This window comes from Kitasatospora sp. SC0581 (assembly GCF_048159585.1).
Lineage (GTDB): Bacteria > Actinomycetota > Actinomycetes > Streptomycetales > Streptomycetaceae > Kitasatospora.
This window is the reverse complement of sequence record NZ_JBLRWA010000022.1, coordinates 22003-48126: the sequence shown is the minus strand read 5'-3', so window position 1 is coordinate 48126 and position 26124 is coordinate 22003. Positions and strand designations below refer to the sequence as shown.

At 73.2% G+C, this 26124-nt stretch carries 24 protein-coding genes, 5 tRNA genes and 1 pseudogene; 17 read left to right on the top strand and 13 right to left on the bottom strand.

The features are described 5' to 3' along the window. Positions 1 to 13: 13 nt before the first annotated feature. Positions 14 to 1099, top strand: a complete 1086-nt coding sequence (gene purM, locus ACLWS4_RS27100; protein ID WP_049654082.1) for a phosphoribosylformylglycinamidine cyclo-ligase — start codon at positions 14 to 16, stop codon at positions 1097 to 1099. 149 nt (positions 1100 to 1248) lie between these two features. Here the strand turns inward: purM and ACLWS4_RS27095 are convergent, their stop codons facing one another. Together ACLWS4_RS27095 and ACLWS4_RS27090 are read right to left on the bottom strand one after the other, a co-directional pair. Continuing rightward, the gene (locus ACLWS4_RS27095; protein WP_049654080.1) at positions 1249 to 1506 is read right to left on the bottom strand and encodes a DUF3073 domain-containing protein; all 258 of its coding nucleotides are present in this window, start codon (positions 1504 to 1506) and stop codon (positions 1249 to 1251) included. 382 nt (positions 1507 to 1888) lie between these two features. Further along, the gene (locus ACLWS4_RS27090) at positions 1889 to 3046 is read right to left on the bottom strand and encodes a Glu/Leu/Phe/Val dehydrogenase dimerization domain-containing protein (RefSeq protein ID WP_074002053.1); all 1158 of its coding nucleotides are present in this window, start codon (positions 3044 to 3046) and stop codon (positions 1889 to 1891) included. 198 nt (positions 3047 to 3244) lie between these two features. On the opposite strand from ACLWS4_RS27090, the gene ACLWS4_RS27085 reads away from it, so the two are divergent. After that, positions 3245 to 4183, top strand: a complete 939-nt coding sequence (locus ACLWS4_RS27085) for a hypothetical protein (protein WP_074002054.1) — start codon at positions 3245 to 3247, stop codon at positions 4181 to 4183. A gap of 487 nt (positions 4184 to 4670) precedes the next feature. After that, a complete protein-coding gene (gene bldC / locus ACLWS4_RS27080) occupies positions 4671 to 4877 on the top strand; it encodes a developmental transcriptional regulator BldC (protein WP_014137253.1) in 207 nt (68 codons plus the stop codon). A gap of 359 nt (positions 4878 to 5236) precedes the next feature. On the opposite strand, the gene ACLWS4_RS27075 is transcribed toward bldC, so the two are convergent. Both ACLWS4_RS27075 and hrpA read right to left on the bottom strand, forming a co-directional pair. Next, positions 5237 to 5310, bottom strand: a tRNA-Asp gene (locus tag ACLWS4_RS27075). Positions 5311 to 5466: 156 nt separating this feature from the next. Then, positions 5467 to 9447, bottom strand: coding sequence for an ATP-dependent RNA helicase HrpA (gene hrpA, locus ACLWS4_RS27070; RefSeq protein WP_416875462.1), 3981 nt, complete (start codon positions 9445 to 9447; stop codon positions 5467 to 5469). Positions 9448 to 9596: 149 nt separating this feature from the next. Between hrpA and ACLWS4_RS27065 the strand changes: the two genes are divergently transcribed. Together ACLWS4_RS27065 and ACLWS4_RS27060 are read left to right on the top strand one after the other, a co-directional pair. After that, entirely contained in the window at positions 9597 to 10115 is a 519-nt protein-coding gene (locus tag ACLWS4_RS27065) for a SigE family RNA polymerase sigma factor (RefSeq protein ID WP_049654070.1), read from the top strand. Further along, positions 10112 to 11005: a hypothetical protein gene (locus tag ACLWS4_RS27060; protein ID WP_074002056.1), complete on the top strand. Its 894-nt coding sequence runs from the start codon at positions 10112 to 10114 to the stop codon at positions 11003 to 11005. Before ACLWS4_RS27065 ends, ACLWS4_RS27060 begins: the two co-directional genes overlap by 4 nt. Before the next feature lie 107 nt (positions 11006 to 11112). Here the strand turns inward: ACLWS4_RS27060 and ACLWS4_RS27055 are convergent, their stop codons facing one another. After that, entirely contained in the window at positions 11113 to 11598 is a 486-nt protein-coding gene (locus tag ACLWS4_RS27055) for a DUF3995 domain-containing protein (protein WP_074002181.1), read from the bottom strand. A gap of 132 nt (positions 11599 to 11730) precedes the next feature. Here ACLWS4_RS27055 and ACLWS4_RS27050 point away from each other — a divergent pair, with 132 nt between their 5' ends. After that, complete coding sequence (locus ACLWS4_RS27050; protein WP_117488944.1) at positions 11731 to 11961, top strand: FitA-like ribbon-helix-helix domain-containing protein; 231 nt, start codon at positions 11731 to 11733, stop codon at positions 11959 to 11961. Further along, positions 11958 to 12362, top strand: coding sequence for a type II toxin-antitoxin system VapC family toxin (locus ACLWS4_RS27045; protein WP_416875461.1), 405 nt, complete (start codon positions 11958 to 11960; stop codon positions 12360 to 12362). The genes ACLWS4_RS27050 and ACLWS4_RS27045 overlap by 4 nt, the downstream gene beginning before the upstream one ends. A gap of 66 nt (positions 12363 to 12428) precedes the next feature. On the opposite strand, the gene ACLWS4_RS27040 is transcribed toward ACLWS4_RS27045, so the two are convergent. From ACLWS4_RS27040 to ACLWS4_RS27025, 4 genes are all read right to left on the bottom strand, one after another. Next, positions 12429 to 12502 (bottom strand) — tRNA-Phe (locus ACLWS4_RS27040). Positions 12503 to 12529: 27 nt separating this feature from the next. Further along, a tRNA-Asp gene (locus ACLWS4_RS27035) sits at positions 12530 to 12603 on the bottom strand. 63 nt (positions 12604 to 12666) lie between these two features. Beyond that, positions 12667 to 12739 (bottom strand) — tRNA-Glu (locus tag ACLWS4_RS27030). A gap of 115 nt (positions 12740 to 12854) precedes the next feature. Continuing rightward, positions 12855 to 13196 (bottom strand): metallopeptidase family protein, encoded by a 342-nt coding sequence (locus tag ACLWS4_RS27025; protein WP_074002059.1) that lies wholly within the window; start codon positions 13194 to 13196, stop codon positions 12855 to 12857. 166 nt (positions 13197 to 13362) lie between these two features. Between ACLWS4_RS27025 and crcB (ACLWS4_RS27020) the strand changes: the two genes are divergently transcribed. The 6 genes from crcB (ACLWS4_RS27020) to ACLWS4_RS26995 all read left to right on the top strand — a co-directional run bounded on the left by crcB (ACLWS4_RS27020) (position 13363) and on the right by ACLWS4_RS26995 (position 19093). Beyond that, positions 13363 to 13869, top strand: coding sequence for a fluoride efflux transporter CrcB (crcB, locus tag ACLWS4_RS27020; protein ID WP_416875497.1), 507 nt, complete (start codon positions 13363 to 13365; stop codon positions 13867 to 13869). Next, positions 13866 to 14264: a DUF190 domain-containing protein gene (locus ACLWS4_RS27015; protein WP_074002060.1), complete on the top strand. Its 399-nt coding sequence runs from the start codon at positions 13866 to 13868 to the stop codon at positions 14262 to 14264. Before crcB (ACLWS4_RS27020) ends, ACLWS4_RS27015 begins: the two co-directional genes overlap by 4 nt. Next, the gene (gene crcB / locus ACLWS4_RS27010) at positions 14261 to 14635 is read left to right on the top strand and encodes a fluoride efflux transporter CrcB (RefSeq protein ID WP_074002061.1); all 375 of its coding nucleotides are present in this window, start codon (positions 14261 to 14263) and stop codon (positions 14633 to 14635) included. Before ACLWS4_RS27015 ends, crcB (ACLWS4_RS27010) begins: the two co-directional genes overlap by 4 nt. Positions 14636 to 14792: 157 nt before the next feature. Next, positions 14793 to 15533: a hypothetical protein gene (locus ACLWS4_RS27005; protein WP_143204525.1), complete on the top strand. Its 741-nt coding sequence runs from the start codon at positions 14793 to 14795 to the stop codon at positions 15531 to 15533. 195 nt (positions 15534 to 15728) lie between these two features. After that, a complete protein-coding gene (locus tag ACLWS4_RS27000; protein ID WP_416875460.1) occupies positions 15729 to 18026 on the top strand; it encodes a DEAD/DEAH box helicase in 2298 nt (765 codons plus the stop codon). 227 nt (positions 18027 to 18253) lie between these two features. Further along, a complete protein-coding gene (locus tag ACLWS4_RS26995) occupies positions 18254 to 19093 on the top strand; it encodes a TIGR02452 family protein (protein ID WP_049660839.1) in 840 nt (279 codons plus the stop codon). A gap of 7 nt (positions 19094 to 19100) precedes the next feature. Here the strand turns inward: ACLWS4_RS26995 and ACLWS4_RS26990 are convergent, their stop codons facing one another. Together ACLWS4_RS26990 and ACLWS4_RS26985 are read right to left on the bottom strand one after the other, a co-directional pair. Then, positions 19101 to 19436: a hypothetical protein gene (locus tag ACLWS4_RS26990; RefSeq protein ID WP_387828310.1), complete on the bottom strand. Its 336-nt coding sequence runs from the start codon at positions 19434 to 19436 to the stop codon at positions 19101 to 19103. Between the two features lie 106 nt (positions 19437 to 19542). Further along, positions 19543 to 20637 carry a hypothetical protein gene (locus tag ACLWS4_RS26985; RefSeq protein ID WP_416875459.1) on the bottom strand — a complete coding sequence of 365 codons (1095 nt, stop codon included), beginning with the start codon at positions 20635 to 20637 and terminating at the stop codon, positions 19543 to 19545. Between the two features lie 134 nt (positions 20638 to 20771). Between ACLWS4_RS26985 and ACLWS4_RS26980 the strand changes: the two are divergent. After that, positions 20772 to 21230, top strand: a pseudogene (locus ACLWS4_RS26980) (RICIN domain-containing protein); the annotation flags it as partial. 7 nt (positions 21231 to 21237) lie between these two features. Here ACLWS4_RS26980 and ACLWS4_RS26975 read toward each other — a convergent pair. Both ACLWS4_RS26975 and ACLWS4_RS26970 read right to left on the bottom strand, forming a co-directional pair. Further along, the gene (locus ACLWS4_RS26975) at positions 21238 to 21933 is read right to left on the bottom strand and encodes a tyrosine-protein phosphatase (RefSeq protein WP_074002065.1); all 696 of its coding nucleotides are present in this window, start codon (positions 21931 to 21933) and stop codon (positions 21238 to 21240) included. Between the two features lie 112 nt (positions 21934 to 22045). Continuing rightward, the gene (locus ACLWS4_RS26970; RefSeq protein WP_117488954.1) at positions 22046 to 22807 is read right to left on the bottom strand and encodes an SDR family oxidoreductase; all 762 of its coding nucleotides are present in this window, start codon (positions 22805 to 22807) and stop codon (positions 22046 to 22048) included. Positions 22808 to 23000: 193 nt separating this feature from the next. Here ACLWS4_RS26970 and ACLWS4_RS26965 point away from each other — a divergent pair, with 193 nt between their 5' ends. The 3 genes from ACLWS4_RS26965 (at position 23001) to ACLWS4_RS26955 (ending at position 26106) form a co-directional block, all read left to right on the top strand. Beyond that, positions 23001 to 23780 carry a DNA polymerase beta superfamily protein gene (locus tag ACLWS4_RS26965; RefSeq protein ID WP_416875458.1) on the top strand — a complete coding sequence of 260 codons (780 nt, stop codon included), beginning with the start codon at positions 23001 to 23003 and terminating at the stop codon, positions 23778 to 23780. 47 nt (positions 23781 to 23827) lie between these two features. Then, positions 23828 to 23903, top strand: a tRNA-Lys gene (locus tag ACLWS4_RS26960). A gap of 589 nt (positions 23904 to 24492) precedes the next feature. Then, positions 24493 to 26106 carry a restriction endonuclease fold toxin-2 domain-containing protein gene (locus tag ACLWS4_RS26955; protein ID WP_416875457.1) on the top strand — a complete coding sequence of 538 codons (1614 nt, stop codon included), beginning with the start codon at positions 24493 to 24495 and terminating at the stop codon, positions 26104 to 26106. Positions 26107 to 26124: the final 18 nt, after the last annotated feature.

The window sequence follows — 26124 nt, the reverse complement described above, 5'->3', positions numbered from 1 at the left end:
AGGGCCGCACGCAGTGACCAGCAACCAGAACGGCGCCACCTACGCCGCCGCCGGTGTCGACATCGAGGCGGGCGACCGCGCCGTCGAGCTCATGAAGCAGTGGGTGAAGAAGGCCAACCGCCCCGAGGTGGTCGGCGGTCTCGGCGGCTTCGCCGGCCTCTTCGACGCGTCCGCCTTCAAGAACTACGAGCGGCCGCTGCTGGCCTCGGCCACCGACGGCGTGGGGACCAAGGTGGCCATCGCGGCCGCCATGGACAAGCACGACACCATCGGCCACGACCTGGTCGGCATGGTCGTCGACGACCTGGTGGTCTGCGGCGCCGAGCCGCTGTTCATGACCGACTACATCTGCGTCGGCAAGGTCGTCCCGGAGCGGGTCGCCGCGATCGTCAAGGGCATCGCCGAGGGCTGCGCGCTGGCCGGTTGCGCCCTGGTCGGCGGCGAGACCGCCGAGCACCCGGGCCTGCTGGGCCCGGACGAGTACGACGTCGCGGGCGCCGGCACCGGTGTGGTGGAGGCCGACGCGCTGCTCGGCGCGGACCGGGTCCGGGCCGGCGACGTGGTGATCGCGATGGCCGCCTCCGGCCTGCACTCCAACGGCTACTCGCTGGTCCGCCACGTGCTGCTGAACGAGGCCGGCTGGAAGCTGGACCGCAAGGTCGAGGAGTTCGGCCGGACGCTCGGCGAGGAGCTGCTGGAGCCGACCCGGATCTACTCGCTGGACTGCCTGGCGCTCACCCGCGCCACCGAGGTGCACGCCTTCTCGCACGTCACCGGCGGCGGCCTGGCGGCCAACCTGGCCCGGGTCGTCCCGGACGGCCTGCACGCCCGCCTGGACCGCGGCACCTGGACCCCGCTGCCGGTCTTCCGGACCGTCGCCGAGGTCGGCAAGGTGGCCACCCTGGAGATCGAGAAGACGCTGAACATGGGCGTCGGCATGGTCGCGGTCGTCCCGCCGCACTCGGTGGACGCCGTGCTGTCGATCCTGGAGGACCGCGGCGTGGAGGCCTGGCTGCTCGGCGACATCGTCGAGCGCGGCGAGGAGCACGAGGGCGGCGCGGCCCTCTACAACGCCTACGAGGGCTTCCGGGCGAACTGACCCGGCGCTGACGGCGGAAGGGCCCCTCCGGAGCTCCGGAGGGGCCCTTCCGTCGTCAGGACCGGCCCGCGCGGCGACCGCCGTACGCGGGAACGCCGAAGACCGGCCCGGCGCCCAGGGCGCCCGGACCGGTCCGGCGGGACTGCTTGTTACGAGCGGCGGGAGGCCTGCGACGGCCCGGTGCCCGGCTCGGTGTCGCCGTCGTCGTCGAGGTCGGCGTAGCGGGCGGCGTACTCCGCGTACGGGTCGTCGTCCTCCTCCTCCTCGATCGGCTCCGGCTCGATCGAAGCGGTGGACGGCGATACGCCCAGCTCGTTGGACAGACGGTTAGCGTCGAACCCGCCGCTGTTGTACTTCAGCTCGCGGGCGACCTTCGTCTGCTTGGCCTTGGCCCGGCCGCGCCCCATGGGTCGACCCCCTCAACGATGGGGCTCACGGCCCCGAGTCTGACACGTGTTCATGATCAGGACCGGCCTGCCCGAATGGGAGGACCGTCCCTTGGAGCATTAACGGTACCTGTTTCCGCCGCTGGACGGTACGTCGTCAGTGTGACGTGGCGCGCACCGACCGCACCCGCGACCAGGTCTTCCCAGGTCAAGGGAGGTTTTGCGGCGTTTTGCGCGCTGTCCAGAGGTGTCTTGGGTCCGTCGTTCCAGGACTGATTATCCCCCCTAGGGGGGCTTCGGATCACCCGTTCGGCCGGAGAAGTGAGAATCCGGTTCCACATCGTGATGCGCGGGGGGCCACTGGGACGGCCCCCCGCACGCCACGGGGTCGGCTGGTGACCCGTCAGCCGCGGCGGGCGCCGGGCAGCAGCACCGTGCGCAGGGCGCTGATCTCGCGCATCCGCTTCTCGGCCAGGCGGTCGGCCGCGACCGCCGGCGGGACGCCGTCGGCCGTCGCCCGGGTGAAGATCTCCAGGGTGGTGTCGAAGATCTTCGTGGCCTTGTTCTTGGCCCGCTCGAAGTTGAAGCCGTCGATCTCGTCGGCGACCTGGATGACGCCGCCGGAGTTCACCAGGTAGTCCGGCGCGTAGAGGATGCCGCGGTCGGCGAGGTCCTTCTCGACGCCCGGGTGGGACAGCTGGTTGTTGGCAGCGCCGCAGACGATCGAGGTGCCGAAGCCGCCCAGCGCCGCGACGACGTCGTCGGTCAGCGCGCCGCCGAGGGCGCAGGGGGCGTAGACGTCCAGCTTCGCCTGGAGCAGGGCGGCGGTGTCGGCGACCACCTCGACCTCGGGGTGGGCCGCGCGCACGCGGTTGACGGCGGCCTCGAAGGGGTCGGTGACGACGACCGTGGCGCCGTCCGCGACCAGGTGGCCGACCAGGTAGTGGCCGACCTTGCCGACGCCCGCGACGCCGACCCGCTTGCCGCGCAGGGTCGGCTGGCCCCAGCGGGCCTGGGCGGTGGCGCGCATGCCCTGGAAGACGCCGAAGGCGGTCAGGATGGACGAGTCGCCGGCGCCGCCGTGCTCGGGCGAGCGGCCGGTCACGAACTCGGTCTCGCGGGCGATGACGTCCATGTCCTGGACGTAGGTGCCCACGTCGCAGGCGGTGATGTAGCGGCCGCGCAGGGACTCGACGAAGCGGCCGTAGGCCCGGAGCATCGCCTCGTTCTTGTCCTTGTTCGGGTCGCCGATGATGACGGCCTTGCCGCCGCCGAGGTCCAGCCCGGCCAGCGCGTTCTTGTAGGACATCCCGCGGGACAGGTTCAGCGCGTCCTCCAGCGCCGCCTCCTCGGAGGCGTACGGGAAGAAGCGGGTGCCGCCGAGGGCCGGGCCCAGGGCGGTCGAGTGGATGGCGATGATCGCCTTCAGACCCGAGCTGCGGTCGTGGCAGAGGACGACCTGCTCGTGACCGTCGCCGGGGGCGCCGTCCTGCTCGGTACGGAAGATCCTGCTGAGCACGCCGGGTGCGGGGTGCGTGGCGGGGGTCTGTACGTCGGTCACTGTGGTGACTCCAGTATTGAAGGCCCGCTGCTGTGGTGCGGGCGCCTAGGGCGAAGCGTAGTCGGGGGCGCGCCGCCGGTCCGGCGTCTTGCCCGAGCCGGGGCCGGACGTCCGAGGGGTGAGACGGACGGCGGTGCGGAGTGCGGGCGCGAACGGTGCGGGGGCGCGCTCTCCCGGGGCCGCGCGGCGCGTGCGACCATGCAGGACGTGACCGTCGTACGTACCTCCGTACAGCCGCCCTACGCGGCCCACCTGCGGGTCTACGAGCCGCTGGCCGCCCACCCGGAGCCCGACCGGGCACGCTGGCAGGCCTGGGCGGCGGAGCACGGGCCGGATGCCGCGGAGCCGGCCCAGCCGGTGGCGGCGGCGGTGCTGGAGGAGCAGCGGGAGGCGCTCGCCGGGCTGGCCGCCCGCACGCCCCGGGCACTGCCCGAGCGGGAGAGCGGGCGGGCGTACCTGCGGCTGGTGGACGGCGTCCTGTACGTCTGCCCGTGGGCGACCAGGCTGCGCAGCTGGCAGGCGCTGGAGGAGCTGCGGGCCGGGGCGCCGGTGGCGCTGCTGGACACCGCGCTGCCGCCGGTGGCCCGGGCGGCCGCCGAGGCGGACCGGGAGCGCTGGCGGGCCGAGCACCCGGACGCCCGGCCGTGGATCCTGACCAGCCGGTGGGAGGTGCCGGTGCACTGGTTCCTGCCGTTCGGGGACGAGGACCGCTGCTTCGTGCCGGGCGGGGACGGGCCGGGCGGGGAGGGGTCGGTGGACGGCCCGGGCGGGGGAGGGGAGCGGGGCGGCCGGCCGGCGGCGCTGTTCTACCTGGTGCCGATGGCGCAGGCGCGCCGACGGGTGGCGCGGGCCTTCCGGGCGCTGCGCGAGGCGGCGCCGGACGGGGACCTGGTGCGGGGCGCGGAGCGGGTCGGGCGCTGGCTGGAGGAGTTCCACCCGCGCTCGCTGGTGGAGCTGGACTACGGGGGCCTGGTGCATCTGCTGGGCCCGGAGCGGCTCCTGGCGGACCGTTCGGCGGGGGAGCTGGAGGAGGGGCTGCGGGCGCTGCGGGCCGGGGACACCGCGGAGGCGCTGCGGGTCCACGGGGAGCTGACGGTGCGGTGGCGCCGGGTGCTGGCGCTGCGGCACGCGAACTGACGTCCGACCGCGCGTGTATGACTGTAAGAGTCCTAAGGGCTGCACATCGGATGACCAAGGTCCCGGTTCGGGTCAATAGCTGCCGAACGTGACACTACTCACCGTTGACGCGAACTTACCCCTATGTGCAAAAATGGGACAACCAGCCCAACTTCACGTGAGCGTGCCCACTTTTGGGTGGTTCTGGAGTCGATGCGTGCTTTGCGGGGAAACGGAGGGTCTGGTCCCCCCGTAACCGGATGTCATCACTATGTGACTGTCCGCTATGGGGTGGTCCATCGCCATCCGTCGGCCTTGAACCCGTGAGGGGTCAATTTTGGCGGTTTGGTCGATAGGGCTGGACGGATGGTGTAGTTGTAGACACCAGGACAAGCCGTTCGTCCTATAACCGACTCGGCCCGTCTATGCCATTTCGGGCATCGCGGGCCAAGGTGCAGAATTTGAAGGATAGAACCGCCCTGGTTCGGTTCTCCTGAGGAGGCCGCTCATGACCGCTCGTACCCCTGATGCTGAGCCGCTGCTGACGCCGGCAGAGGTTGCCACCATGTTCCGCGTGGACCCGAAGACGGTCACCCGCTGGGCCAAGGCAGGCAAGCTGACGTCGATTCGCACGCTCGGTGGTCACCGCCGTTACCGTGAGGCGGAGGTGCGCGCTCTGCTGGCTGGGATTCCTGCCCAGCGTACTGAGGCCTGATAGGCCGAAGGCTCTTTTAAAGGGGCCGCTTACCGGACTCCGCCGGGTCCGGTAAGCGGCCCCTTTGTCGTGCCCGCCCGAGGGTGTTCGGGCGTCGGCCGAGTGGTCGGAATGTTGAACTCCGGATAACGATTTGATGCGCGTGGGGTGGGGGGGATTTACAGTGAATAGCTGTACAATTTTACATATTAAATTAACGGGGTTCCGGAGAGGGCTCCACGAGGCCGGCTCCGGAGGGGACCGGGTGACGACCGTCACACGGTCTGTCACTTGTGGTCTAGACCTACTCGGGGTAAAGGGCCGAACGACCAAAAGCGAGAGGCCCGGAACCTGACGGTTCCGGGCCTCTCGCGTTGCGGCGATCCCGACGGGACTTGAACCCGCGACCTCCACCTTGACAGGGTGGCGAGCTAACCAACTGCTCCACGGGACCAGGGTTTCCTGATCTCGTTCACTCGCTTGCCGCGCTGCGAACAAGACAGACTGTAGCCCATGGTGGGCCCCCAGGTCGAACTGGCTCCTGAACGCCCACCCGCACCCGTCCGCAGCTCACAGCACCGGCGGGGGCGGTCACCCGCCCCCGCCCGGGTCAGAGCGTGGCCCGTGCCGCGTCCATCGCCTTCATGATCCGCTTCTCCGAGACCGGGCTCGGCGTGCCCAGCGACTGGGCGAAGAAGCTGACCCGCAGCTCCTCGATCATCCAGCGGATCGCCCGCACCTCCGCGGACGGCTGGTGCCCGGCCGGCACCGCCGCCAGCAGCTCCCCGTACGCCTGCTGGACCTGCTGCACCTTCAGCAGCTGCTGGGCGTCCCGCTGCGGGTGGTTGGGCAGCGCCTCCAGGCGGCGGTCCACCGCCAGCAGGTAGCGCTTGAGGTCCGGCAGCCGCTGCCAGCCGGTGGCCGTCACGAAGCCCGGGTGCACCAGCGAGGCCAGGTGCAGCCGGACGTCGTTCACCGCGTTCAGCAGCACCGGGCTGCTCACCGACTTCAGCCGGGTCGAGGCCTTGTGGAAGGCGATCAGCGCGGTGGCCGTCTTCAGGGTGGTGTCCGCGGACAGGTCGTACAGGTCCGCGCGCACCTTGTCGTGCAGCTTCCCGAAGGCCGCCTCGTCCCAGGCCGGGCCGCCGTTCAGGACCATCAGCCGGTCCGTCGCGGCCGACACCACGTCCTCGAACAGGGCGGTGATCGAACCGTGCGGGCTGTGCGAGAGCGCCAGCTTCGCCTGGTTGCCCAGCCGGCCCTGGATCGACTTGGCCGGGGAGTTGGTGGTCAGCGTCAGCAGCCGCCGCGTCCCCTCCCACATCGACCGGGCCTGCGCCTCCGGGGTGTCGAACAGCTTGACGCCGACCGACTGCCCCTCGTCCACCAGCGCCGGGTAGGCGCGCATCGAGTGGCCGCGCGAGCGCTGCTCGAAGGTGCGCTGGAGCACCGGCAGCGAGGCCGGCCAGGCGGTCAGCCCGCTCTGCTCGATGCCCTGGCCGGAGGCGGCCGAGGAGAGCGTCTCCTTGAGCTTGGGCTTGAGCTTCAGCCGCAGCTCCTCCAGGTCCTTGGACTCGGCGAGCTTGCGGCGCCCGTCCACCACCCGGAAGGTCACCTTGAGGTGGTCGGGGACCCGTTCGTCGTCCCAGGCCTCCGGGGGCACGGTGACCGCCGTCAGGCGCTTCAGGGCGTGCTCCAGGGCCGGGAGGAGCGGTTCCTGGCGGTCCTTCACCGCGCGCAGCGCCGCCTTGGCGAAGTCCGGCGCCGGGACGAAGTTGCGGCGGACCGCCTTCGGCAGCGACTTGATGTACGCGGTGACCAGCTCCTCCCGCAGACCGGGGATCTGCCAGTCGAAGCCCTCCGCGGTGACCTGGTTGAGCACCGGCAGCGGGATGTGCACCGTCACGCCGTCCGCGTCGCTGCCCGGCTCGAACTGGTAGGTCAGCTTGAAGCGGAGCTTGCCCTGCTGCCAGTGGTCCGGGTAGTCGGCCTCGGTGACGCCGCCCGCGGCGTCGTTGATCAGCATCGACTTCTCGAAGTTCAGCAGGTCCGGCTGCTCGTGCCGGGCCTTCTTCCACCAGGAGTCGAAGTGCCGGGTGGAGACGACCTCCTCGGGCAGCCGGGCGTCGTAGAACTCGAACAGGGTCTGGTCGTCGACCATGATGTCCCGGCGGCGGGCCCGGTTCTCCAGCTCCTCGACCTCGCCGAGCAGCTTGCGGTTCTCCGCGAAGAACCGGTGGTGGGTCTCCCAGTCGCCCTCGACCAGCGCGTTGCGGATGAACAGCTCGCGGCAGAGCTCCGGGTCGATCCGCCCGTAGTTGACCTTGCGCTGGGCGACGACCGGCATCCCGTAGAGGGTCACCTTCTCGTACGCCATGACGGCGCCGGCCTTCTTCTCCCAGTGCGGCTCGCTGTAGCTCCGCTTGATCAGGTGGCCGGCCAGCGGCTCGACCCACTCCGGCTCGATCTTCGCGTTGATCCGCGCCCAGAGCCGGGAGGTCTCCACCAGCTCGGCCGACATCACCCAGCGCGGCGGCTTCTTGAACAGGCCGGAGCCCGGGAAGACCGCGAAGCGGGCGCCGCGCGCGCCGCCGTACTCGCGCTTCTCCACGTCGAACAGGCCGATGTGGGAGAGCAGGCCGGCCAGCAGCGACTGGTGGATCCGGTCGGCGTCCGGCTCGGCGTCCTCGTGCGGCTCCTCGATCGTGACGCCCAACTGCTTGGCGACGGTGCGCAGCTGGACGTAGATGTCCTGCCACTCCCGTATCCGCAGGTAGTTGAGGAACTCCGACTTGCACATCCGGCGGAACGCCGAGGAGGAGAGCTCCCGCTGCTGCTCCCGGACGTAGCGCCACATCGCCAGGTAGGAGAGGAAGTCGGAGGTCTCCGAGTTGAACCGCTTGTGCCGCTCGTCGGCGGCCTGGCGCTTCTCGGCCGGGCGCTCGCGCGGGTCCTGGATGGAGAGCGCGGCGGCGATCACCATGACGTCGCGGACGCAGCCGTTGCGGTCCGCCTCCAGCACCATGCGGGCCATCCGCGGGTCCACCGGGAGCTGGGCGAGCTTGCGGCCGAGCGCGGTCAGGCGCTTGCGCGGGTCCTTCTCGTCCGGGTCCAGCGCGCCCAGCTCGTGCAGCAGGTGGACGCCGTCCTTGATGTTGCGCGAGTCCGGCGGGTCCAGGAACGGGAAGGCGGCGATGTCGCCGAGGCCGGCCGCGGTCATCTGGAGGATCACCGAGGCCAGGTTGGTGCGCAGGATCTCGGCGTCGGTGAACTCGGGTCGGGAGAGGAAGTCCTCCTCCGAGTAGAGCCGGATGCAGATGCCGTCCGAGGTGCGGCCGCAGCGGCCCTTGCGCTGGTTGGCGCTGGCCTGGCTGATCGCCTCGATCGGCAGCCGCTGCACCTTGGTGCGGTGGCTGTAGCGGGAGATCCGGGCGGTGCCCGGGTCGATCACGTACTTGATGCCGGGGACGGTCAGCGAGGTCTCGGCGACGTTGGTGGCCAGCACGATCCGGCGGCTGCGCGAGCGCTGGAAGACCTTGTGCTGCTCGGCCGAGCTGAGCCGGGCGTACAGCGGCAGGACCTCGGTGTTCTTCAGCTTCAGCTTGTCGAGGGCGTCCGCGGTGTCGCGGATCTCGCGCTCGCCGGAGAGGAAGACCAGGATGTCGCCCGGGCCCTCGGCCTGGAGCTCCTCGGCGGCCTCGCAGATCGCCTGGACCTGGTCCCGGTCCCGGTCGCGGTCGACCTCGTCCGCCTCGTCGTCCCCGTCCTCGGCGAGCGGCCGGTAGCGGACCTCCACCGGGTAGGTGCGCCCGGAGACCTCGACGATCGGGGCGTCGCCGAAGTGGCGGGCGAAGCGCTCCGGGTCGATGGTCGCGGAGGTGATCACGACCTTGAGGTCCGGGCGGCGGGGGAGCAGCTGCTTGACGTAGCCGAGGATGAAGTCGATGTTGAGGCTGCGCTCGTGCGCCTCGTCGATGATCAGGGTGTCGTACTGGTGCAGGTCGCGGTCGGTCTGGATCTCCGCGAGCAGGATGCCGTCCGTCATCAGCTTGACCAGGGTGTCCTGGCCGACCTGGTCGGTGAACCGGACCTTCCAGCCGACCGCCTCGCCGAGCGGGCTGTCCAGCTCCTCCGCGACCCGCTCCGCCACCGTGCGGGCGGCGATCCGGCGCGGCTGGGTGTGGCCGACCAGGCCGCGCACGCCGCGGCCCAGCTCCAGGCAGATCTTCGGGATCTGGGTGGTCTTGCCGGAGCCGGTCTCACCCGCGACGATCACCACCTGGTGGTCCCGGATCGCCGCCAGGATCTCGTCCTTCTTCTGGCTGACCGGGAGCTCGGCGGGATAGCCGATCTCCGGCACGGCCTTCCGGCGGCGCTCGACGACCAGTTCGGCGCGGTCGATGTCGGCGGCGATCTCGGCGGCGACCTTCTGCCGGGCCTCGGGCTTGCGGACCCGACGGGCCCCCTCCAGCCGGCGCCCGATCCGCACCTGGTCGCGCAGGGTCAGCTCGGGCAGACGGGCGGCCAGCTCGCCGATTCCGGGGCCGCCCTCGGCGGGTACGGTGGCGGACTGGACTGCGGGAGAACTCACTGCGGGCATCCCTCTAGGTTCGCAAGGAGGCACGGCGGAGCGCACCTCGGTTTTCGAGCCCCTCCAGTGTCACAGCCGTGAGCGGCGAATCGCGAACGCCGGGCAACGGTCCACGGCCGTCCCGGGCTCTGGGGGGTGAGGAGGTGCTCATGGGAGCCCACAAGACCGCCCGGGACGAGGAGTTCCGGACGTTCGTCGGCAGCGCCTGGTCACGGCTGCTCAGGACGGCGTACCTGCTCGCGGGGGACCGGCACGGCGCCGAGGACCTGGTCCAGCAGGCGCTGGAACGGGCGTACGCGGCCTGGAACAGGGTGCGCGCCGCGGACGATCCGTACGCCTACGTGCGCCGGATCGTGATCAACGAGCACGCCCGGCGGTTCCGGCGGCGGCTGGTCGAGTACCCGGTCACCGAGTTCCCGGACCGGCCCGCGCCGGCCGGCACCGACCCGGACGACCGGGCCGTGCTGCTCGCCGCGCTCGGCACCCTGCCGCCGCGGCAGCGCCAGGCCGTGGTGCTGCGCTACTGGGAGGACCTCAGCGAGACCCAGACCGCGGAGGCCATGGGCTGCTCGGTCGGGACGGTGAAGAGCCAGGCGGCCCGAGGGCTGGCCAAACTCCGCGGGGCCTCCTCACTCATCGGACTGACGAGCATCGGAGGGGCAAGATGAGCAACCAGTACCTGCCCGGGGACGAGGCGGGCGGCGACGAGCCGGCCACCGTACGGGCCCTGGGCGAACTGGCCGGCAGCGTCGAGACCGGGACGGTCCCGTACGACCGGCTGGTCGCCGGCGGCCGGCGGCGGCTGCGGCGCCGACGGCTGCTGACCGCCGGGGTGGCGGCGGCGCTGGTCGCCGGGATCGCCGGGGGGACGGCGGTGCTCGGCGAGCGCGGCCGGCAGGCCGTCTCGACCGTGGTCGCGGCCTCGGCCACCGACGTGGCCGTCCCCGGCTCCGCGGGCGGCACGGCCACCCCGAAGGCGCCCGGCGCCCGGGACCCGTTCAACCCCACCCGGGTCAAGGTCGGCGAGGGCACCGCGAACGGCCACGCCTGGGAGGCCTGGGTGGCGCTGTGGCCGACCTCCCCCACGAAGGAGGGCGCCCTCAAGCAGGCGCAGCTGATCCGGGCGGAGCGGTACGCCGTCAACCCGGACGTGAAGCCGGTCAGGCAGAGCGACGTCGACAGCAACTGGGACGCGGGCATCGACGAGGTGAACTACTACTACACGGTGGACGGCAAGCGGCAGGCCGACGACTCCGTGCACGCGGTCTCCTCCCCGGGCGGGTACCCGGCCGCGGTCGGCGGCGCGTCGCTCGGCCTCAAGCACGCGACGGGCATCCCGCCGGTGGTGATCGAAGGGGTCCGGGCCGAGGTCGCGAAGGTCGCGGTCGACTGGAAGACCGGCGGCACCACCGAGGCGGTGCCGGTCGCCGTCGGGGACTCCCCGTTCCGCTACTACGGCGTGGTGGCGAAGCCGGGCACCGACGCCGCGAAGATCACCCAGTACGCGGCGGACGGCTCGGTGGTGAGCAGCACCGACAGCTGGCTCCGGACCTCCTGACCACCTGACCGGGCCGGATGGCGGGCTCGACGGAACCGAGCCCGCCGTCCGCGACCCTACTCAGGCGCCAGGAACACGGTCAACGCCGCCCGGCCCCACCGCCCGGCTCACCGTGCCGCCGCCCGGCGGACGGTGAGCCGGGCGGCCGAGACGACCGCGAACAGCAGGCCGCCCGCCAGGAAGAACGGCTCGTAGCCGAAGGTCGCGAACCGGGCCATCGCGTCCAGCTCGGCCCCCGACCGGCCGCCGGTGGCCAGCGCGATCCAGTCCGGCACCGACGGCGCGGCGTGCAGCACCAGCAGCGCGGTGGTGCCCCACAGGGCGAAGCCCAGCAGCCGGGCCGGCACCCGGGCACCCCACCGCCGCACCGGCGCCAGCGCCACCGCCGCGGCCACCGCGCACAGCGGGATCGCGATCACGTCGATCACCAGCAGCGGCGTGCTGCTCCACACCGACAGCCCGTCCGGCAGCCCCAGCCGCCCGTCCGCCAGCCAGTACACGTGCACCAGCGCGAAGGCCACCGCCCACCCCGCCGCCGCGTACCCGGCGCCCCGCGCCACCCGGTTCCACCCCGTGTCCCGTGTCGTCTCCATGCCGTCCACGGTCCCGCGCCGCCCCACCCCGCCGGATCGTCCCGCGGGCGGTACCCCCTCCCCCTCCAGGGGGAACCGGTCGCCCACCCGGAAGTGCCAGCAATATGCAGCTGGTGCAGCTAAAATGCAGGCATGACAGCCATCACCATCCGCGAAGTCCCGGACCCGATCCTGGACACCCTCAAGCTGAAGGCCGCGCAGGCCGGAAAGAGCCTCCAGGCCTACCTGCTCGACCTCGTCACCCGCGAGGCGGCCACCCCGTCGCTCGCCGAGATGATGACCAGGCTCGACCGGGAGGCCCGGACCGAGATCAGCACCGCCGACATCCTCTCGGCGATCGACGAGGGCCGGGAGCGCCGGTGACCTCCACCGTCGTCGTGGACTGCTCGGCCCTGGTCCGGGCACTCGCCGACCACGGCCCGGCCGGCCGCGCCGTCCGCGCCCGGCTCCGCGACCTGGATGTGCTCGCCGCCCCGGGCCTGCTCGACTACGAGCTCGTCTCGGCCCTGTTCGGCATGGTCCGGGGCGGGAAGCTCACGGCGGAGGAGGCGGAGAAGGCGATCGCCGACTACCAGGCGCTCGCCGTCACCAAGCACGAGACGCTGGTCCTCTGGCAGCGGGTCCGGGAGCTCCACCACGACATCAGCGCCTACGACGCCCAGTACGTGGCACTCGCCGAGACCCTCGCCGTCCCCCTGGTCACCAGCGACGCCCGCATCCGACGCAGCGGCGCGGCCAGGTGCGCGATCGAGGTCTTCGCCTAGTCGGCCGGTGGGGCGGGAGAACGGCGAAGCCCCCGTAGCGAATTCGCTACGGGGGCTTCCGGGTTGTGGCCAGGGCCGGGGTCGAACCGGCGACCTTCCGCTTTTCAGGCGGACGCTCGTACCAACTGAGCTACCTGGCCGTACTGCACCGTCTCTTGCGAGACGAGCGATCCCGACGGGACTTGAACCCGCGACCTCCACCTTGACAGGGTGGCGAGCTAACCAACTGCTCCACGGGACCTAGAAGTGGCGAACCACTCAGGGTCTTGCGGTCTTGCGCACTGCACTTTACTACGGTACTGCGTGCCCCCAACGGGATTCGAACCCGTGCTACCGCCTTGAAAGGGCGGCGTCCTGGGCCACTAGACGATGAGGGCTTGTGGCCTGTCCCGCTGTTCCCAGCGTTCGGGGACGTCGAGAAGCATATGGGATGCGGGGCGGATCGCCAAAACGGGTTTCGGCCGGGTGGGGGGCGGGGCCCGTGGGCGGGGGTCAGGACCAGCCCAGCTCGTCCAGTTCGTGGTCGTCGAAGCCGAAGTGGTGGGCGACCTCGTGGATGACGGTGGTGCGGACCTCCTCGACCACCTGCTCGTGGGTCTCGCAGTGGCGCAGGGTGGGGCCGCGGTAGATCAGGATGCGGTCGGGCAGGACGCCCGCGTACCACTCGCCGCGCTCGGTGAGCGGGGTCCCCTCGTAGAGGCCGAGCAGCTCGGGGTCGCTCGGGTCGGGTTCGTCCTCGACGAAGATCGCGACGTTGTCCATCATGGCCGCGAGCTGCGGGGGGATCTGGTCGAGGGCGTCGCCGACCAGCGATTCGAACTCTTCCCGGGTCATCTCCACCGGATCATTGTCCGGTGCCGGATGACGGTGTGCCAGGTGGCGGGGGCCGGTGTTTGATGGGGCTGTGACGACTTCGGAGGGCGCCGTGGACGACGCCGTGGACGACGCCGCGGACGGCGCCGCGCCCGGGGGCACCGCGGCGGACGGCCCGGCCCGGGTGCTGCCGTCGGGCGCGGCGCCGGCCCCCGGCGGACGGCTCGGCCGGGCCCGGCCGCCGGTGCTGCGCGGGCAGGGGCGGGCGGTGGCGGTGGTCGCGCTGGGCGGGGCGATCGGGGCGGTCGCCCGGTACGCGGCCGGGCTCGGCTGGCGGACCGGGCCGTCGGCCTTCCCGTGGACGACGCTGCTGGTCAACGTGGTCGGCTGCGCGGTGATCGGGGTGTTCCTGGTGGTGATCACCGAGGGGCGCCAGGCGCATCCGCTGGTGCGGCCGTTCTTCGGCACCGGGGTGCTGGGCGGGTTCACCACCTTCTCGACGTACGCGGTGGACGTCCGCCGCCTGCTGGAGGGCGGTCGGCCGGGGCCCGCCGTGGCGTACCTCGGGCTGACGCTGGCGGGCGCGCTGTTCGCGGTGTGGGCGGCGGCCGGGCTGACCCGGCGTCTGGTCCACCGGGCCGTCCGCCGCGGGGCCGAACGGGGCGCGACGGCGCCCGGCGGGGGCGTGCGGTGAGCCGGCTGAGCGGGCCGGCGCTCCGGCTGACCGTGCTGGTCGGGGAGAACGACCGGTGGCAGCACCGCCCGCTGTACAGCGAGATCGTGCACCGGGCCCGGGCGGCCGGGCTGGCCGGGGCGAGCGTGTTCCGGGGGATCGAGGGGTTCGGGGCCTCGTCGCTGGTGCACACCACGCGGCTGCTGTCGCTGAGCGAGGACCTGCCGGTGGCGGTGGTGATCGTGGACGAGGAGGAGCGGGTGCGGGCGTTCCTGCCGCAGCTGGACGGGATGGTGGCGGAGGGGCTGGTGCTGCTGGACCGCTGCGAGGTCGTGACCTACGCGGGCCGGGGGCCGGCGGCGGAGCCGGGCCGGGACGCGGGCCGGGATCCGGGCCGGGGGGAGACGGCGGAGTGAACTGGCTGCTGGTGGTGGCGGGCGCGGTGGTCGGCGCGCCGCTGCGGTACCTGACCGACCGGGCGGTGCAGTCCCGGCACGACTCGGTGTTCCCGTGGGGGACGTTCACGGTGAACGTGGTCGGCTGCCTGGTCCTCGGGCTGGTGACCGGCGCGGTGGCGGCGGGCGCGGCCTCCTCGCAGGTCCAGCTGCTGCTGGGGACGGGCCTCTGCGGGGCGCTGACCACCTACTCGACCTTCTCGTACGAGACCCTGCGGCTGGCCGAGACCGGGGCCGGACGGTACGCGCTGGCCAACGCGGCCGGCAGCGTGGCGGCCGGCCTGGCCGCGGTCTACGCGGGCGCGGAGCTGGCCTCGGCCCTCTGGGGCTGAGCGGGGCGCCGGAAGCCCCCGGGAGGGCGCGGTGCGCCCTCCCGGCCCGGGCGAGCTTGGGCGCTGCCCGTGTCCCGCCGGGCCGGGCGCGCGTTGGGCACCAAAAGCGGCCGCGCGCGAGTGGGCGGCCCGGGTGGGGCGGTAGAGAGGGACCTCAGTGGCTTCGGTACGGGCGGCACGGACGGTGCGGGCGGTACGGGCGGTGCGGGTGCGGCTGGCCGCGGCGCGTACGGCTCCGGGGCGGGCGGCGGCGCTCCCGCGCTCGCGCGCGGTACGGGCGGCGGCGCTGCTGACGGTGACCGGGCTCGGGCTGACCGGGTGCATGTCCGTCGGCCCGGCGGCGGAGGAGAAGCACGGCGTGGCGCCGGTCGGGCAGGCCGGTCCGGCGGCCCGGCCGGGGGCGACGGGCGGGCCCTCGGCCTCGCCGGGGGCCGGGCACCCGGGCGGGGCCTCGGGCCATCCGGAGCGGCCGGGGGGCCTCCAGGGCGAGGGCGGGGCGAACGGGGCCACCGTGACGGCGCCCGGGGAGGCGGCCCAGGGGGCGAACGGCGCGGTGGCCGGGGTGGTCCCGGTGCCGGGGTCGGGTGCTCCCGACGGCGGTCCGGGCGGCGGTTCGGCGGGCGGTGCGAACACAAGTCCCGTGCCGCACCCGGGCGGTGGCCCGGGCGGGTCGGGCGGTACGGCGGGCTCCGGCGGTACCGGCGGAGCGGGCGGCACCGGGGAGGGCCGCTCCGGCGGCGGCTCGGCCGGGACGCCCTCGTCCACCCCGAGCAGCCACCCGTCCGGCACTCCGGCGCCCGAGCACAGCTCGCCCGCGGCGACCGTCCCGCCGGCCCCGGACCCGTCCTCCGGCAGCTCCGGTTCCTCGGCCCCGAGCCCGCGGGTGGTCGCGCATTAGGTGATTGAGCAGGGGGTTTGCCTCTGATCCTCAGGTTCGTCTATGGTGGTAGATCGTTCGTTTGATCCATTTGACTGGCGCCCTATTCCCATCTGGCGCCCTTGGCGCGTTCCGGCGATCCGTGGCTGACCGCATAGAGGCGGTTGTGAAACAGAACCCCGGACTTTGGCGCGTGCCACTTCCGGAAGGTTTTGCATGTCTCTCGTTGACGACGCCCGCTTCGCCATGCCCGCGAACGAGGCCGCCGCCGATGTCACCGACACCAACGACATCAACGACATCACCGACACCGCCGCGGACGAGGTGATCGCCGAGGCCGTGGAGACCGTGGAGGCCACCGAGGAGGCGGCCGCCGAGCCCACCATCACCTTCGGCGACCTGGGCCTGCACGACGACGTCGTGCGTGCCCTCGCCAAGCGCGGTGTGACCACCCCGTTCCCGATCCAGGCCGCGACCATCCCGGACGCCCTGGCCGGCAAGGACGTGCTGGGCCGTGGCCGTACCGGCTCCGGCAAGACCCTCAGCTTCGGCCTGCCGCTGCTGACCCGCCTGGCCGACGGCGAGCGCACCAAGCCCAAGCACCCGCGCGGCCTGATCCTCGTCCCGACCCGTGAGCTGGCCATGCAGGTCGCCGACGCCCTGGAGCCGTTCGGCTCGGTGCTCGGCCTCAAGCTCAAGGTCGTCTGCGGCGGCACCTCGATGTCGAACCAGATCTACGCGCTGGAGCGCGGCGTCGACATCCTCGTCGCCACCCCCGGCCGTCTGCGCGACCTGCTGAACCGCGGCAGCGCCAAGCTCGCCGACGTCCGGACCGTCGTGCTCGACGAGGCCGACCAGATGGCCGACATGGGCTTCCTGCCCGAGGTCACCGAGATCCTCGACCAGGTGCCGGCCGGCGGCCAGCGCCTGCTGTTCTCCGCCACCCTGGAGAACGAGATCGACACCCTGGTCAAGCGCTACCTGAAGAACCCGGTCACCCACGAGGTCGACCCGTCGGCCGGCGCGGTCACCACCATGACCCACCACATCCTCGTGGTGAAGCCCAAGGACAAGGCGCCGATCACCAACGCGATCGCCGCCCGCAAGGGCCGCACGATCATCTTCGTCCGCACCCAGATGGGCGCCGACCGTGTCGCCGAGCAGCTGATCGAGGCCGGCGTGAAGGCCGACGCGCTGCACGGCGGTATGACCCAGGGCGCCCGTACCCGCGTCCTCGGCGACTTCAAGGACGGCTACGTCAACGTCGTCGTCGCCACCGACGTCGCCGCCCGCGGCATCCACGTCGACGGCATCGACCTGGTCCTGAACGTGGACCCGGCCGGCGACCACAAGGACTACCTGCACCGCTCGGGCCGCACCGCGCGCGCCGGCCGCTCCGGCGCCGTCGTCACCCTGGTGCTGCCGCACCAGCGCCGCGGCGTCTTCCGCCTGATGGAGGACGCGGGCGTCGACGCCTCGCGCCACATCCTCGACCACGCCTTCGACGCCGAGGTCGCCAAGATCACCGGCGCCCGTTCGCTGACCGAGGTCCAGGCCGAGAGCGCCGCCGGCATCGCCGGTGCCGCCGAGCGCGAGCTCGCCGACATGACCCGCCAGCTGGAGCGCGCGCAGCGCCGCGCCACCGAGCTGCGCGAGGAGGCCGACCGCCTGGCCGCCCGTGCGGCGCGCGAGCGGGCCGAGCTGGGCATCGAGGACGAGGAGCCGGCCGCCGAGGCCGAGTCCGGTGAGTCGGCCGAGGCCGCTCCGGCCGCCGAGGCCCCCGCGGCGCAGGCCGAGGACCGTGCCCCGTCGTACCGCGAGGCGCGCGGCGAGCGTCCGGCCTACGGCCGTGACCGTGACCGTGACGACCGCGGTGGCCGTTCGGGCGGCTTCGGCGGTGGCCGTGACCGCGATGACCGCGGTGGCCGTTCGGGTGGCTTCGGTGGCGGTCGTGACCGCGATGACCGTGGTGGCCGTTCGGGTGGCTTCGGTGGCGGTGACCGCGAGCGCGGTGGCTTCAACCGTGACCGTGGCGGCTTCGGCGGTGGCCGTGACCGTGACGACCGTGGTGGCCGTTCGGGTGGCTTCGGTGGCGGTGACCGCGAGCGCGGTGGCTTCAACCGTGACCGTGGCGGCTTCGGTGGCGGTCGTGACCGTGACGACCGTGGTGGCCGTTCGGGTGGCTTCGGTGGCGGCGACCGCGAGCGCGGTGGCTTCAACCGCGACCGCGACGACCGCGGCGGCCGTTCGGGTGGCTTCGGCGGCGGCGACCGTCCGGCCCGCTCCTTCGGCGACCGTCCGTCCTTCGGCCGGGACCGTGACGAGCGCGGCGGCAGCAGCCGTCCGTTCTCGCGCCGCGACGACCACCGCTCCGGTGGCCGTCCGCAGTCCGACCGCGGTGGCTTCAACCGTGACCGTGGTGGCTTCGGCGGTGGCCGTGACCGTGACGACCGTGGTGGCCGTTCGGGTGGCTTCGGTGGCGGCGACGACCGCAAGCCGCGCTGGAAGAACTGACGCCGCACCGGCGGTGACCGACCGCCGGCCGGGCTGAACGTGCGGCCGGGCCGACCACACGGCCGGGCCGACCGCGTGAAACGCACGAAGGGCCCGCTCCTCCCCGGAGCGGGCCCTTCGCGTTTCCCCCCCCCCACGCGGACACCCCGCCATCCCCCCGGGGTGTTGTTCTGGAAGTGAGAATAACCTGTGGCGCACGGGCGCGGTAGTCCCGTAGCGTCGCGGCCATGAGCAGCAGACTGCACGACGTGGCACGGGTGAACGAGGAGATCGCCGAGCGCGGGAGCTACCGGACGGCCGGGGGCGAACTCGTGCGGGTGGGGGAGGAGTTGGCGGCGGCGAAGGCCGGCACGGTGTCGTACGCGCCGGAGCGGCTGGACGCGCTGCTGGCGGAGGGCGGCCGCGGGCCGGGGCCGGCGGCCGGGCGGATCGAGGTCACGGCCGAGGGGAGCGTCCAGGCCGCCCGCCGGCTGGTCGACGCCGGGGCGGGGCCGGTCGGGGTGCTGAACTTCGCCTCCGCGCGCAACCCCGGCGGCGGCTACCTGCGCGGCGCCCGCGCCCAGGAGGAGGACCTGTGCCGCAGCGCGCTGCTGTACAGCTGCCTGCTGGAGGCGCCGGACTACTACGAGGCGCACCGGGCCTCCACCGACCTCCGGTACAGCCACCGGGTGATCGTCTCGCCGGCGGTGCCGGTGATCCGGGACGGGCGCGGCGAGCTGCTGGCGCGGCCGTACCCGGTCTCCTTCCTGACCTCGCCCGCGCCCAACGCCGGTCAGCTGGAACGGCGTTCACCCGGTACGGACGTCCGCGGCGTGCTCGCCGAGCGGGCCGTGCGGGTGCTCGCCGCGGCCGCCCGGCACGAGCTGCGCACGCTGGTGCTCGGCGCCTGGGGCTGCGGGGTGTTCGGCAACGACCCGGCGCAGGTCGCCGAGGCCTTCGAGGGGGCGCTGGCCCGGTACGGGGCGGCCTTCGACCGGGTGGTGTTCGCGGTCTGGGACCGCGCGCCGGTCTCGGCGAACCGGGCCGCCTTCGAGGCCCGGTTCGGTGCGGAGCGCGCGGTCCGGTGAGGGCCGGCTAGCGCTTGCGGGCGGAGAGCGCCGTCGCGGCCGTGGAGGCCGCGGCGACCACGCCGGTCACCGCGAACACGGACGGCCAGGCGCCGATCTTCTTCGCCAGCGGGTGCGAGCCGCCGAAGGCCGCCACGTACAGGCCGGTCAGCGCCGCCGCGGTGCCCGTGCCCGAGCTCCGGCGCCACTGCGCGGCCGCCCCGGCGCCGGCCACCGCCAGCACCGCGCCGCCCAGTTCGCGCCGGCCGCTCCAGCGGGCGACGCCGTAACCGCCGACCAGACCGCTCGCCGCGGTCAGCGCGGCGGGCGCGGCGGCCGCGAGCACGTTCGGGACCTTCGCCATCGTCGACTCCACTCGTAGGGGGGGCTGTGTCGGCTTCCGACCCTAACCCGGTGAACGGGCGGGGCCGTCGGGGCCTCCCGGAACGCCTGGACCCGGAGCGCCCGGTCTACCGGAACGCCTCGGCGGGCGTCTGCCCCGGCACCGTGGCGGCCAGCCGGCGGGCGGCCTCCGCCGGGTCGAGCACCCGCTCCAGCCGCAGGTCGCCCGGAACCTCCTGGATGAACCGCCCGGCCGACCAGCTGCGCTCGTACGGCAGCGGCTCCAGCACCAGGGTGCGCACGCCGTCCACCACCGGGATATCGCCCGGCGTCCCCTCGTTCCAGATCCAGGAGCCGTCCGGCGCGACCAGGTTGAAGGCACCGGTGGCGATCACCCGGCGGCCGTCCAGGAACGCCGTCCGGGCCAGCGCCACCACCTCCCGCTCCTGCGGGGTGCCGGGCAGGTGGCCGCCGCCGATCAGCACGTCGGCGAGCAGGGTGTGCAGCTGGAAGGTGTCGCTCAGGCCGCTCATCCGCAGCAGGTAGCCGGTGCCGGTGGGGCGGTCGAGCACCAGCAGCGGCTCGTCGTCCAGCATCAGCGCCAGGTGGACCAGGCCCTTGAAGTCGTGCTGCTCGCCCTGGTAGCGGTCGAACAGCTCCAGGAGCACCTCGGTCACGCCCGAGGCGCGGGCCTCGGCCCGGACCTCCGCGTGCGCGTACACCGCCCAGGCCGCCTGCTGCCACAGGTGCAGCGTCCACCAGGCGACCACGGCCAGGTGCGCGTGCCACTCGTCCAGGTGCGCCGGGTCGGCGATCCGCTCGTGCGCCTCGGCCGGATCGTCCTCCTCCGCGCTGGGCAGCGGGCCGCCGCCGGTGGAGACCCAGCGCCGGACCAGCAGCTGCGCGCCGGTCAGCGCCCCGCGCAGACCGGCCAGCACCGGGCCGGAGCAGGCCACCGGGTCGGCGCCGTGCTCCACGCAGGCGCCCACCACCATGGCCAGGTGCGCGCGGGGGAAGGACGGGGCGTCCGGCAGCAGCGCGGCCAGCCGGGGGCCGGCCGCCACGCGCTCCGCCGGGGCGGCCGCGCCGAACAGCCCGCCGACCAGGCCGAGGGCGGGCCCGAACCGCTCGTCGTCCCCGGCCGCGACCACGGCCTCCAGGGCGGCCACGGCTTCGGAGAAGGTGGGCTGTTGACGGTGCGACGGTATCTGCTCGGTGGACATTCGCCGCAGCATAGGGGGCGGGGCCGGTCCGGCGGAAACTCCTCCGCGCCCCCTGCGGAGAGCCCTCGGCCGGCGGCCCGCACGGCGGCCCGTACGGCGGTGCGGGACGGCCTGTCGGTGCCCGGTGGCAGACTGCGGTCGTGACAGACTCCGCGATCACCGACGGCAGCTACCTCGTCCGCAACGTCGGCAGCGGCCTGCTGCTGCGGGTCGCCGACGGCTCCCGGCGCAGCGGCGCCCGGATCGTCCTCGGCGCGGACGACGGCAGCGACGCCCGGCTCTGGCGGCTCACCGCCGTCCACCCGGGCGGCGCGCTGTTCCACATCGAGAACGTCGGCAGCGGGAAGCGCCTGGACGTCGCCGGCGCCTCGACGGAGGACGGCGTCCGGATCCAGCAGTGGTCGGCCAACGCCTTCGGCGCCCAGGAGTGGCTGCTGGAGGCCCACGTCGACGCCCCGGGCACCTACACGGTGACCAGCTTCATCAGCGGCAAGCCCCTGACGGCGGGCGACACCCCGGAGGCCGACGTCCACCAGCGGGAGGACGCCGACACCCCGGCGCAGTGGTGGCGCTTCGAGCGCCGGGAGGGCTGACGGCCGGTCAGTCCGAGAGCTTGGCGCGGACGGCGTCGAGTTCGGCGTCCGTCGTGCCGTGGTGGCGCAGGTAGTCGGGGACGGTGCCGTGGTGGTCGTGGATCCAGGCCAGCGAGGAGGCGAGGTGCCCGGCGTCGACCGGGCGGGAGATCCGCTCGGTGCCGGTCTCGTCGACGTACGGGGTGGGGCCCTTGTCGAGGCCGAGGCCGACGTTGGAGCGCAGGAAGTCGGTGGTGATCTCGGCCTCGGAGGCGCCCAGCAGGGACTGGAGGACGGCGATGGTCAGGCCGGTGCGGTCCTTGCCGACGGCGCAGTGGACGACGGCGGCCAGTGAGTCCGGCGCGGCGAGGCGGCGGACCACGGCGGCCAGCGAGGGGCCGGCCGTCTCGGCCATGAAGGGGTAGAGGGCCGCCTGGTCCTCGGGCCAGGGCCGGTCGACGTCCTTGCGGTCGGCGGGCAGGGTCGGCAGGTTGAGGGACTCGTGGTCGAGGCCGTGCCGCTGGTCCGGCCAGGTCCGCAGCTCGAACGCGCTGCGCAGGTCGAACACCGTCCGCAGGCCGAGCGCCTTGAGCCGCCGGGCGCCCTCCTCGGTGAGGGTGTGGAAGGACCCGGAGCGGTACAGCACGCCCCGGCGGAGGGCGCCGATCCCGCCCGCGTCACGGAAGTTGCGCACACCGGGGATGTCGATGAAGGCGTCGGTCATGGCCACCACCGTACGGGCGGGGGCGGACGGGCGGAAGGAAACCGGAGGGGGCCGCTCGGTGGCGGGACGACGCTGGCCGAAACCGGCCCCCTCCGGTGCGGAACCGGGCTGTTCAGCGCCCGCCCGAGACCTCCAGGAACGCCCCCGTGGTGTACGAGGCCGCCGGGGAGAGCAGGAAGAGGACCGCCTCGGCGACCTCCTCCGGCTGCCCGCCGCGGCGCATCGGCAGGTTGGGCGCGACCCGGTCGACCCGGCCGGGCTCGCCGCCGAGCGCGTGGATGCCGGTGTGGATCAGCCCCGGCCGCACGGTGTTGACCCGGATGCCCTCGGCGGCGACCTCCAGGGCCAGGCCGCGGGTCATCGAGTCCACCGCGCCCTTGGCGGCCGCGTAGTCGACGTACTCGTTCGGCGAGCCGATCCGGGAGGCCGCCGAGCCGACGTTGACGATGGCGCCGCCGCGCCCGCCGTGCCGGGTGGACATCCGGCGGACGGCCTGGGCCGCGCAGAGGAACGGGCCGGTGATGTTGGCGGCCCAGATCCGGTTCAGCCGGTCCTCGTCGATCTCCTCCAGCCGGCACTGCTTCTCCAGCGTGCCGGCGTTGTTCACCAGCCCGGTGAGCGGGCCGAGTTCGGCGTCCACGGTGGTGAACAGCCGCTCCACCTCGGCGGTGCGGCTGACATCGGCGCGGACCGCGAGGGCGGTGCCGCCGTCGGCCCGGATCTTCTCCACGACGGCGGCCGCGTTGGCCTCGTCCGTACGGTAGTTGACGCAGACCCGGTAGCCGCGGCGGGCGGCCAGCAGGGCGGTGGCGGCACCGATGCCGCGACTCGCGCCGGTGACGATCAGGACCTCATCGGTCGGGGTGGTCGACATGGCCCGTACGCTACCCGGCGGCCCGGCCGGGGACACCCGCCGCGGCCGCCCGCGGGGCCGCGATCCTCGGGGCCCGGTATCGGCGGCCGGGCCGGCGCCGGAGCGGAATTCGCTCGCCCGGCGCGGCCCGCTCCGGCGAGGATGCCCGGACGAGGATGCGGTGCCCGCCCGTCCGTACGAGAGGAGTCCGCCGATGTCCGCCGTTCCCGCTGCTCCCGTCCCTCCGTCCGTCCCCGGCACGGTGCTGCTCTCCGGCATCGTCGGCTCCACCGCGTACGGCTTCGCCCACGCCGGCTCCGACCTCGACCGGCTGGGCCTGTTCGCCACCCCCACCGAGGAGTTGCACGGCCTGCACCGCCCGGCCGAGTCCCAGGTGACCACCGCGCCGGACCTCACCCTGCACGAGGCCGCCAAGTGGTGCCGGCTGGCGCTGGGCTGCAACCCGACCGCCTCCGAGCTGGTCTGGCTGCCGGACGGGCTCTACGAGGTCCGCACCCCGCTCGGCGACGAACTGGTCGGCCTGCGCACGGCCTTCCTCAGCGCACCGGCCGTACGGAAGGCCTACCTCGGCTACGCCGACCAGCAGTTCCGCAAGCTGCTGACTCGCGACACGACCGACCCGGCCACCCGCCGCCGGGCCGCCAAGCACGCCCGGCACCTGGTCCGGCTGGTCGGGCAGGCCGTCCGCCTGCACGAGACCGGCCGCAACCCGATCCGGCTGCCCGACCCCGAACGCATCCGCGAACTGGGCGAACGCATCGCCGACCACCCCACCCTCGCGGAGGGCCTGCTGGCCGACGCCGCCGACCGCCTCGCCGGCCCCGGCGTGCTGCCCGCCGCGCCCGACCCGCGCCCCGTCGAGGCCTGGCTCCGCCGGGTCCGCGCCGCCCACTACACACCGCCTCAAGACCCGCTCCACAACCCCGGCACGCCCGCGCAATCCACTGGCGGAGCCCTGGGCCCCACCGGGTAGGATCGCCGTGGTCCTCCCACCCGGAACCCCGGGTGTTCCAGGGCCGCGGGGCGCTAGCTCAATTGGCAGAGCTGCGGACTTTTAATCCGTAGGTTCAGGGTTCGAGCCCCTGGCGCCCCACCAGCGAGAGAGCCAGGTCAGATATCAACTGACCTGGCCCTTTTCGTATTTGGAGCTTTCTCGCCGCCTGCGCCGGCGCTCTGCCTGGCCTCCAATTTATCCCTTTTATCCCCGAGCGGGGACGAAGCGGGGATAGTGCCCCCGAAGTGCCCCCTTCGGGCCCCGTTCCACCCACGTACGTGGCCGTCCACCTGGCTCTGCCGGCAGGCGCAGGATCACGTTCCGTGAGCACTGAGCGCCGACGTCCATCGGGGAGGTGCATGTGGAGGGCGCCGCCGCCAGCCGTGGCCAGAACCGTAAATCTCGGCATTTGCCCACCCTCGTGCTCGTCCGTGGCCCCGGGTGTTTCCGGTGCTGCCCAGGTGCCGTGGTCAACGACCGCCGATGAAGGCGACCCCGGTCTCCGCCGTCATCGGCCCGGGCCGCTGCAAGGACGAGACCGCCAGCCAAGCCCTGGTGGCTGCTGCTGCCACGGGGGATCGCCCCGTGGACCTCCCGGTTGAGTTCGTCCAATGGGGGGAACATCGTCGAGCACCGTCTTGCTGGTGCGGTGCCTTGGTAGCGTGAACGAGGACGGACAATCGGGGGCCCGATGACCACCTTTCACGTCAAGCCGGCGGAGATGATCGTCGCGGCCGCTGGGTTCAGCGACCTGCAGATCACGGCCAGGCAGATCTATCGCAGCCTCGTGTTCTCCATGGACGAGGTCGCGGGCATGGCCGGTGACGACGACGCCGGCAAGGCGTTCGCCGCCAAGTACGACCCGGCTGCGCAGAAGCTCGTCGACGCGATGGCGCAAGCCGTCGGCCAGCTGGGAGGCACCGCCAACGGTCTGTACACCATGGCGACCGGCTACCTCACGGCTGATGCCGACGTGGCCGCCGAGATGATGGCCCCGCAGAAGCTCCCGGCGTCCGCCAGCCCGGAGTGCGACGAGGAAATCGCGAAGGCCAAGCTCCACTCCGCCGTCGGCCACAACGACAGCGGCGCCATCCACAGCATCGTCAGGGAGTTCTGGCCGCAGGGCGACCCCGGCAAGCTCCGGCAGGCTGCGGCGGGCTGGAAGGCCTTCGCCAGCCTGATCAGCCGACTGGGCGTCGAGGGCGACGAGAGGGTGCGGCGGGTCACCGGGTCCAGCACCTCCAGCGCCGTCACGTCCTTCGCGCAGAACTGGGTGAGGATGCACGACGGCTGCGCCACGCAGGGCCCGCTGCTGAACAGCATCACGACCGCGGCCTTCAAGCTCGGGCAGGCCTGCGAGGCGTACGCGAAGGAGGTCGAGGACCTTCGGGACACCCTGGAGGACCTGGCCATCGGGGCGGGCATCGTCGCGGGTGTCGGCATCGCCCTGACGGTCTTCACGTTCGGCGGCTCCGACGTCGCGGCCGCCGGGGGAGAGGCCGCGATCGCGGCCGAGGCCGGCACCGCGGCGGTCGCGATGGCCGCGGCGGTGGAGGGCAGCGCGGAGCTCGCCGTGCTGGCCGAGGCGGCGGCGGTGGTCGACACCGCGGCAGCCGGCCTGATCCCGGTCGGAGCAGGAGCCCTTGCCACGGCCACTGCGGCGGGTGTCGTGCTGGCCGGGGCGGGCGATGCTGCGGCAGCGCCGACGCCGAAGCCGCCGCCGTTCACCGTCACCCCCGGCATGCCGCCGCTACCGCACGACCCGACCAGTCCCTTCCCGCTGCTGCCCCCTCAGCAGCAGGCGGCGATCCGGGCGTGGATGACGCAGATGGAGCAGGACGACAGGACTTTCCAGGCCAACGGCCCCCACGCGCCGGCGCCGCCGGCGAAGGCGGACCCGAAGATCAACGCGAGGCGGGCCTACCAGGTCAGGGTGGCCGGGTCGACGGAGTACCGGCTGTACACCGACGTCACAGACCCGGCGACCGGGCGGGAACTGGGCATGGACGCCGACGGTGTCCGCCCGGAGGACGGCGCCGCGATCGACGCCAAGTACATCGGCCAGCAGAACAGCTGCAAGTCCCCGTTCCGCCTGGACAACGCCGACGGGGTCTTCGAGTTCGTATACGAGAGCACGATGGAGGGGGAGTCCAAGAAGTTGGAGAAGTACGCGTCTGCGTTGCGCGATCCTCGCAACAAGGTCACCCACCTCGAACTCATCACGAACGACCCCAAGGCCTCCGCCTACTTCCAGTCCCTCATGACGGCCCAGGGCGTCACCGGCCGCGTCCGTATCGAACCCTGACCGGCCGCGCCCGGCCGC

What these genes read in the sequence shown, in the direction of transcription:
- ACLWS4_RS27095 (WP_049654080.1), bottom strand. Translation starts at nt 1,506, where the DNA reads ATGGGGCGCGGCCGGGCCAAGGCCAAGCAGACGAAGGTCGCCCGCGAG.
- ACLWS4_RS27085 (WP_074002054.1), top strand. Translation starts at nt 3,245, where the DNA reads ATGCAGGACGTGACCGTCGTACGTACCTCCGTACAGCCGCCCTACGCG.
- bldC (WP_014137253.1), top strand. Translation starts at nt 4,671, where the DNA reads ATGACCGCTCGTACCCCTGATGCTGAGCCGCTGCTGACGCCGGCAGAG.
- ACLWS4_RS27065 (WP_049654070.1), top strand. Translation starts at nt 9,597, where the DNA reads ATGGGAGCCCACAAGACCGCCCGGGACGAGGAGTTCCGGACGTTCGTC.
- ACLWS4_RS27060 (WP_074002056.1), top strand. Translation starts at nt 10,112, where the DNA reads ATGAGCAACCAGTACCTGCCCGGGGACGAGGCGGGCGGCGACGAGCCG.
- ACLWS4_RS27055 (WP_074002181.1), bottom strand. Translation starts at nt 11,598, where the DNA reads ATGGAGACGACACGGGACACGGGGTGGAACCGGGTGGCGCGGGGCGCC.
- ACLWS4_RS27050 (WP_117488944.1), top strand. Translation starts at nt 11,731, where the DNA reads ATGACAGCCATCACCATCCGCGAAGTCCCGGACCCGATCCTGGACACC.
- ACLWS4_RS27025 (WP_074002059.1), bottom strand. Translation starts at nt 13,196, where the DNA reads ATGACCCGGGAAGAGTTCGAATCGCTGGTCGGCGACGCCCTCGACCAG.
- ACLWS4_RS27000 (WP_416875460.1), top strand. Translation starts at nt 15,729, where the DNA reads ATGTCTCTCGTTGACGACGCCCGCTTCGCCATGCCCGCGAACGAGGCC.
- ACLWS4_RS26995 (WP_049660839.1), top strand. Translation starts at nt 18,254, where the DNA reads ATGAGCAGCAGACTGCACGACGTGGCACGGGTGAACGAGGAGATCGCC.
- ACLWS4_RS26990 (WP_387828310.1), bottom strand. Translation starts at nt 19,436, where the DNA reads ATGGCGAAGGTCCCGAACGTGCTCGCGGCCGCCGCGCCCGCCGCGCTG.
- ACLWS4_RS26985 (WP_416875459.1), bottom strand. Translation starts at nt 20,637, where the DNA reads ATGTCCACCGAGCAGATACCGTCGCACCGTCAACAGCCCACCTTCTCC.
- ACLWS4_RS26975 (WP_074002065.1), bottom strand. Translation starts at nt 21,933, where the DNA reads ATGACCGACGCCTTCATCGACATCCCCGGTGTGCGCAACTTCCGTGAC.
- ACLWS4_RS26970 (WP_117488954.1), bottom strand. Translation starts at nt 22,807, where the DNA reads ATGTCGACCACCCCGACCGATGAGGTCCTGATCGTCACCGGCGCGAGT.
- ACLWS4_RS26965 (WP_416875458.1), top strand. Translation starts at nt 23,001, where the DNA reads ATGTCCGCCGTTCCCGCTGCTCCCGTCCCTCCGTCCGTCCCCGGCACG.
- ACLWS4_RS26955 (WP_416875457.1), top strand. Translation starts at nt 24,493, where the DNA reads ATGACCACCTTTCACGTCAAGCCGGCGGAGATGATCGTCGCGGCCGCT.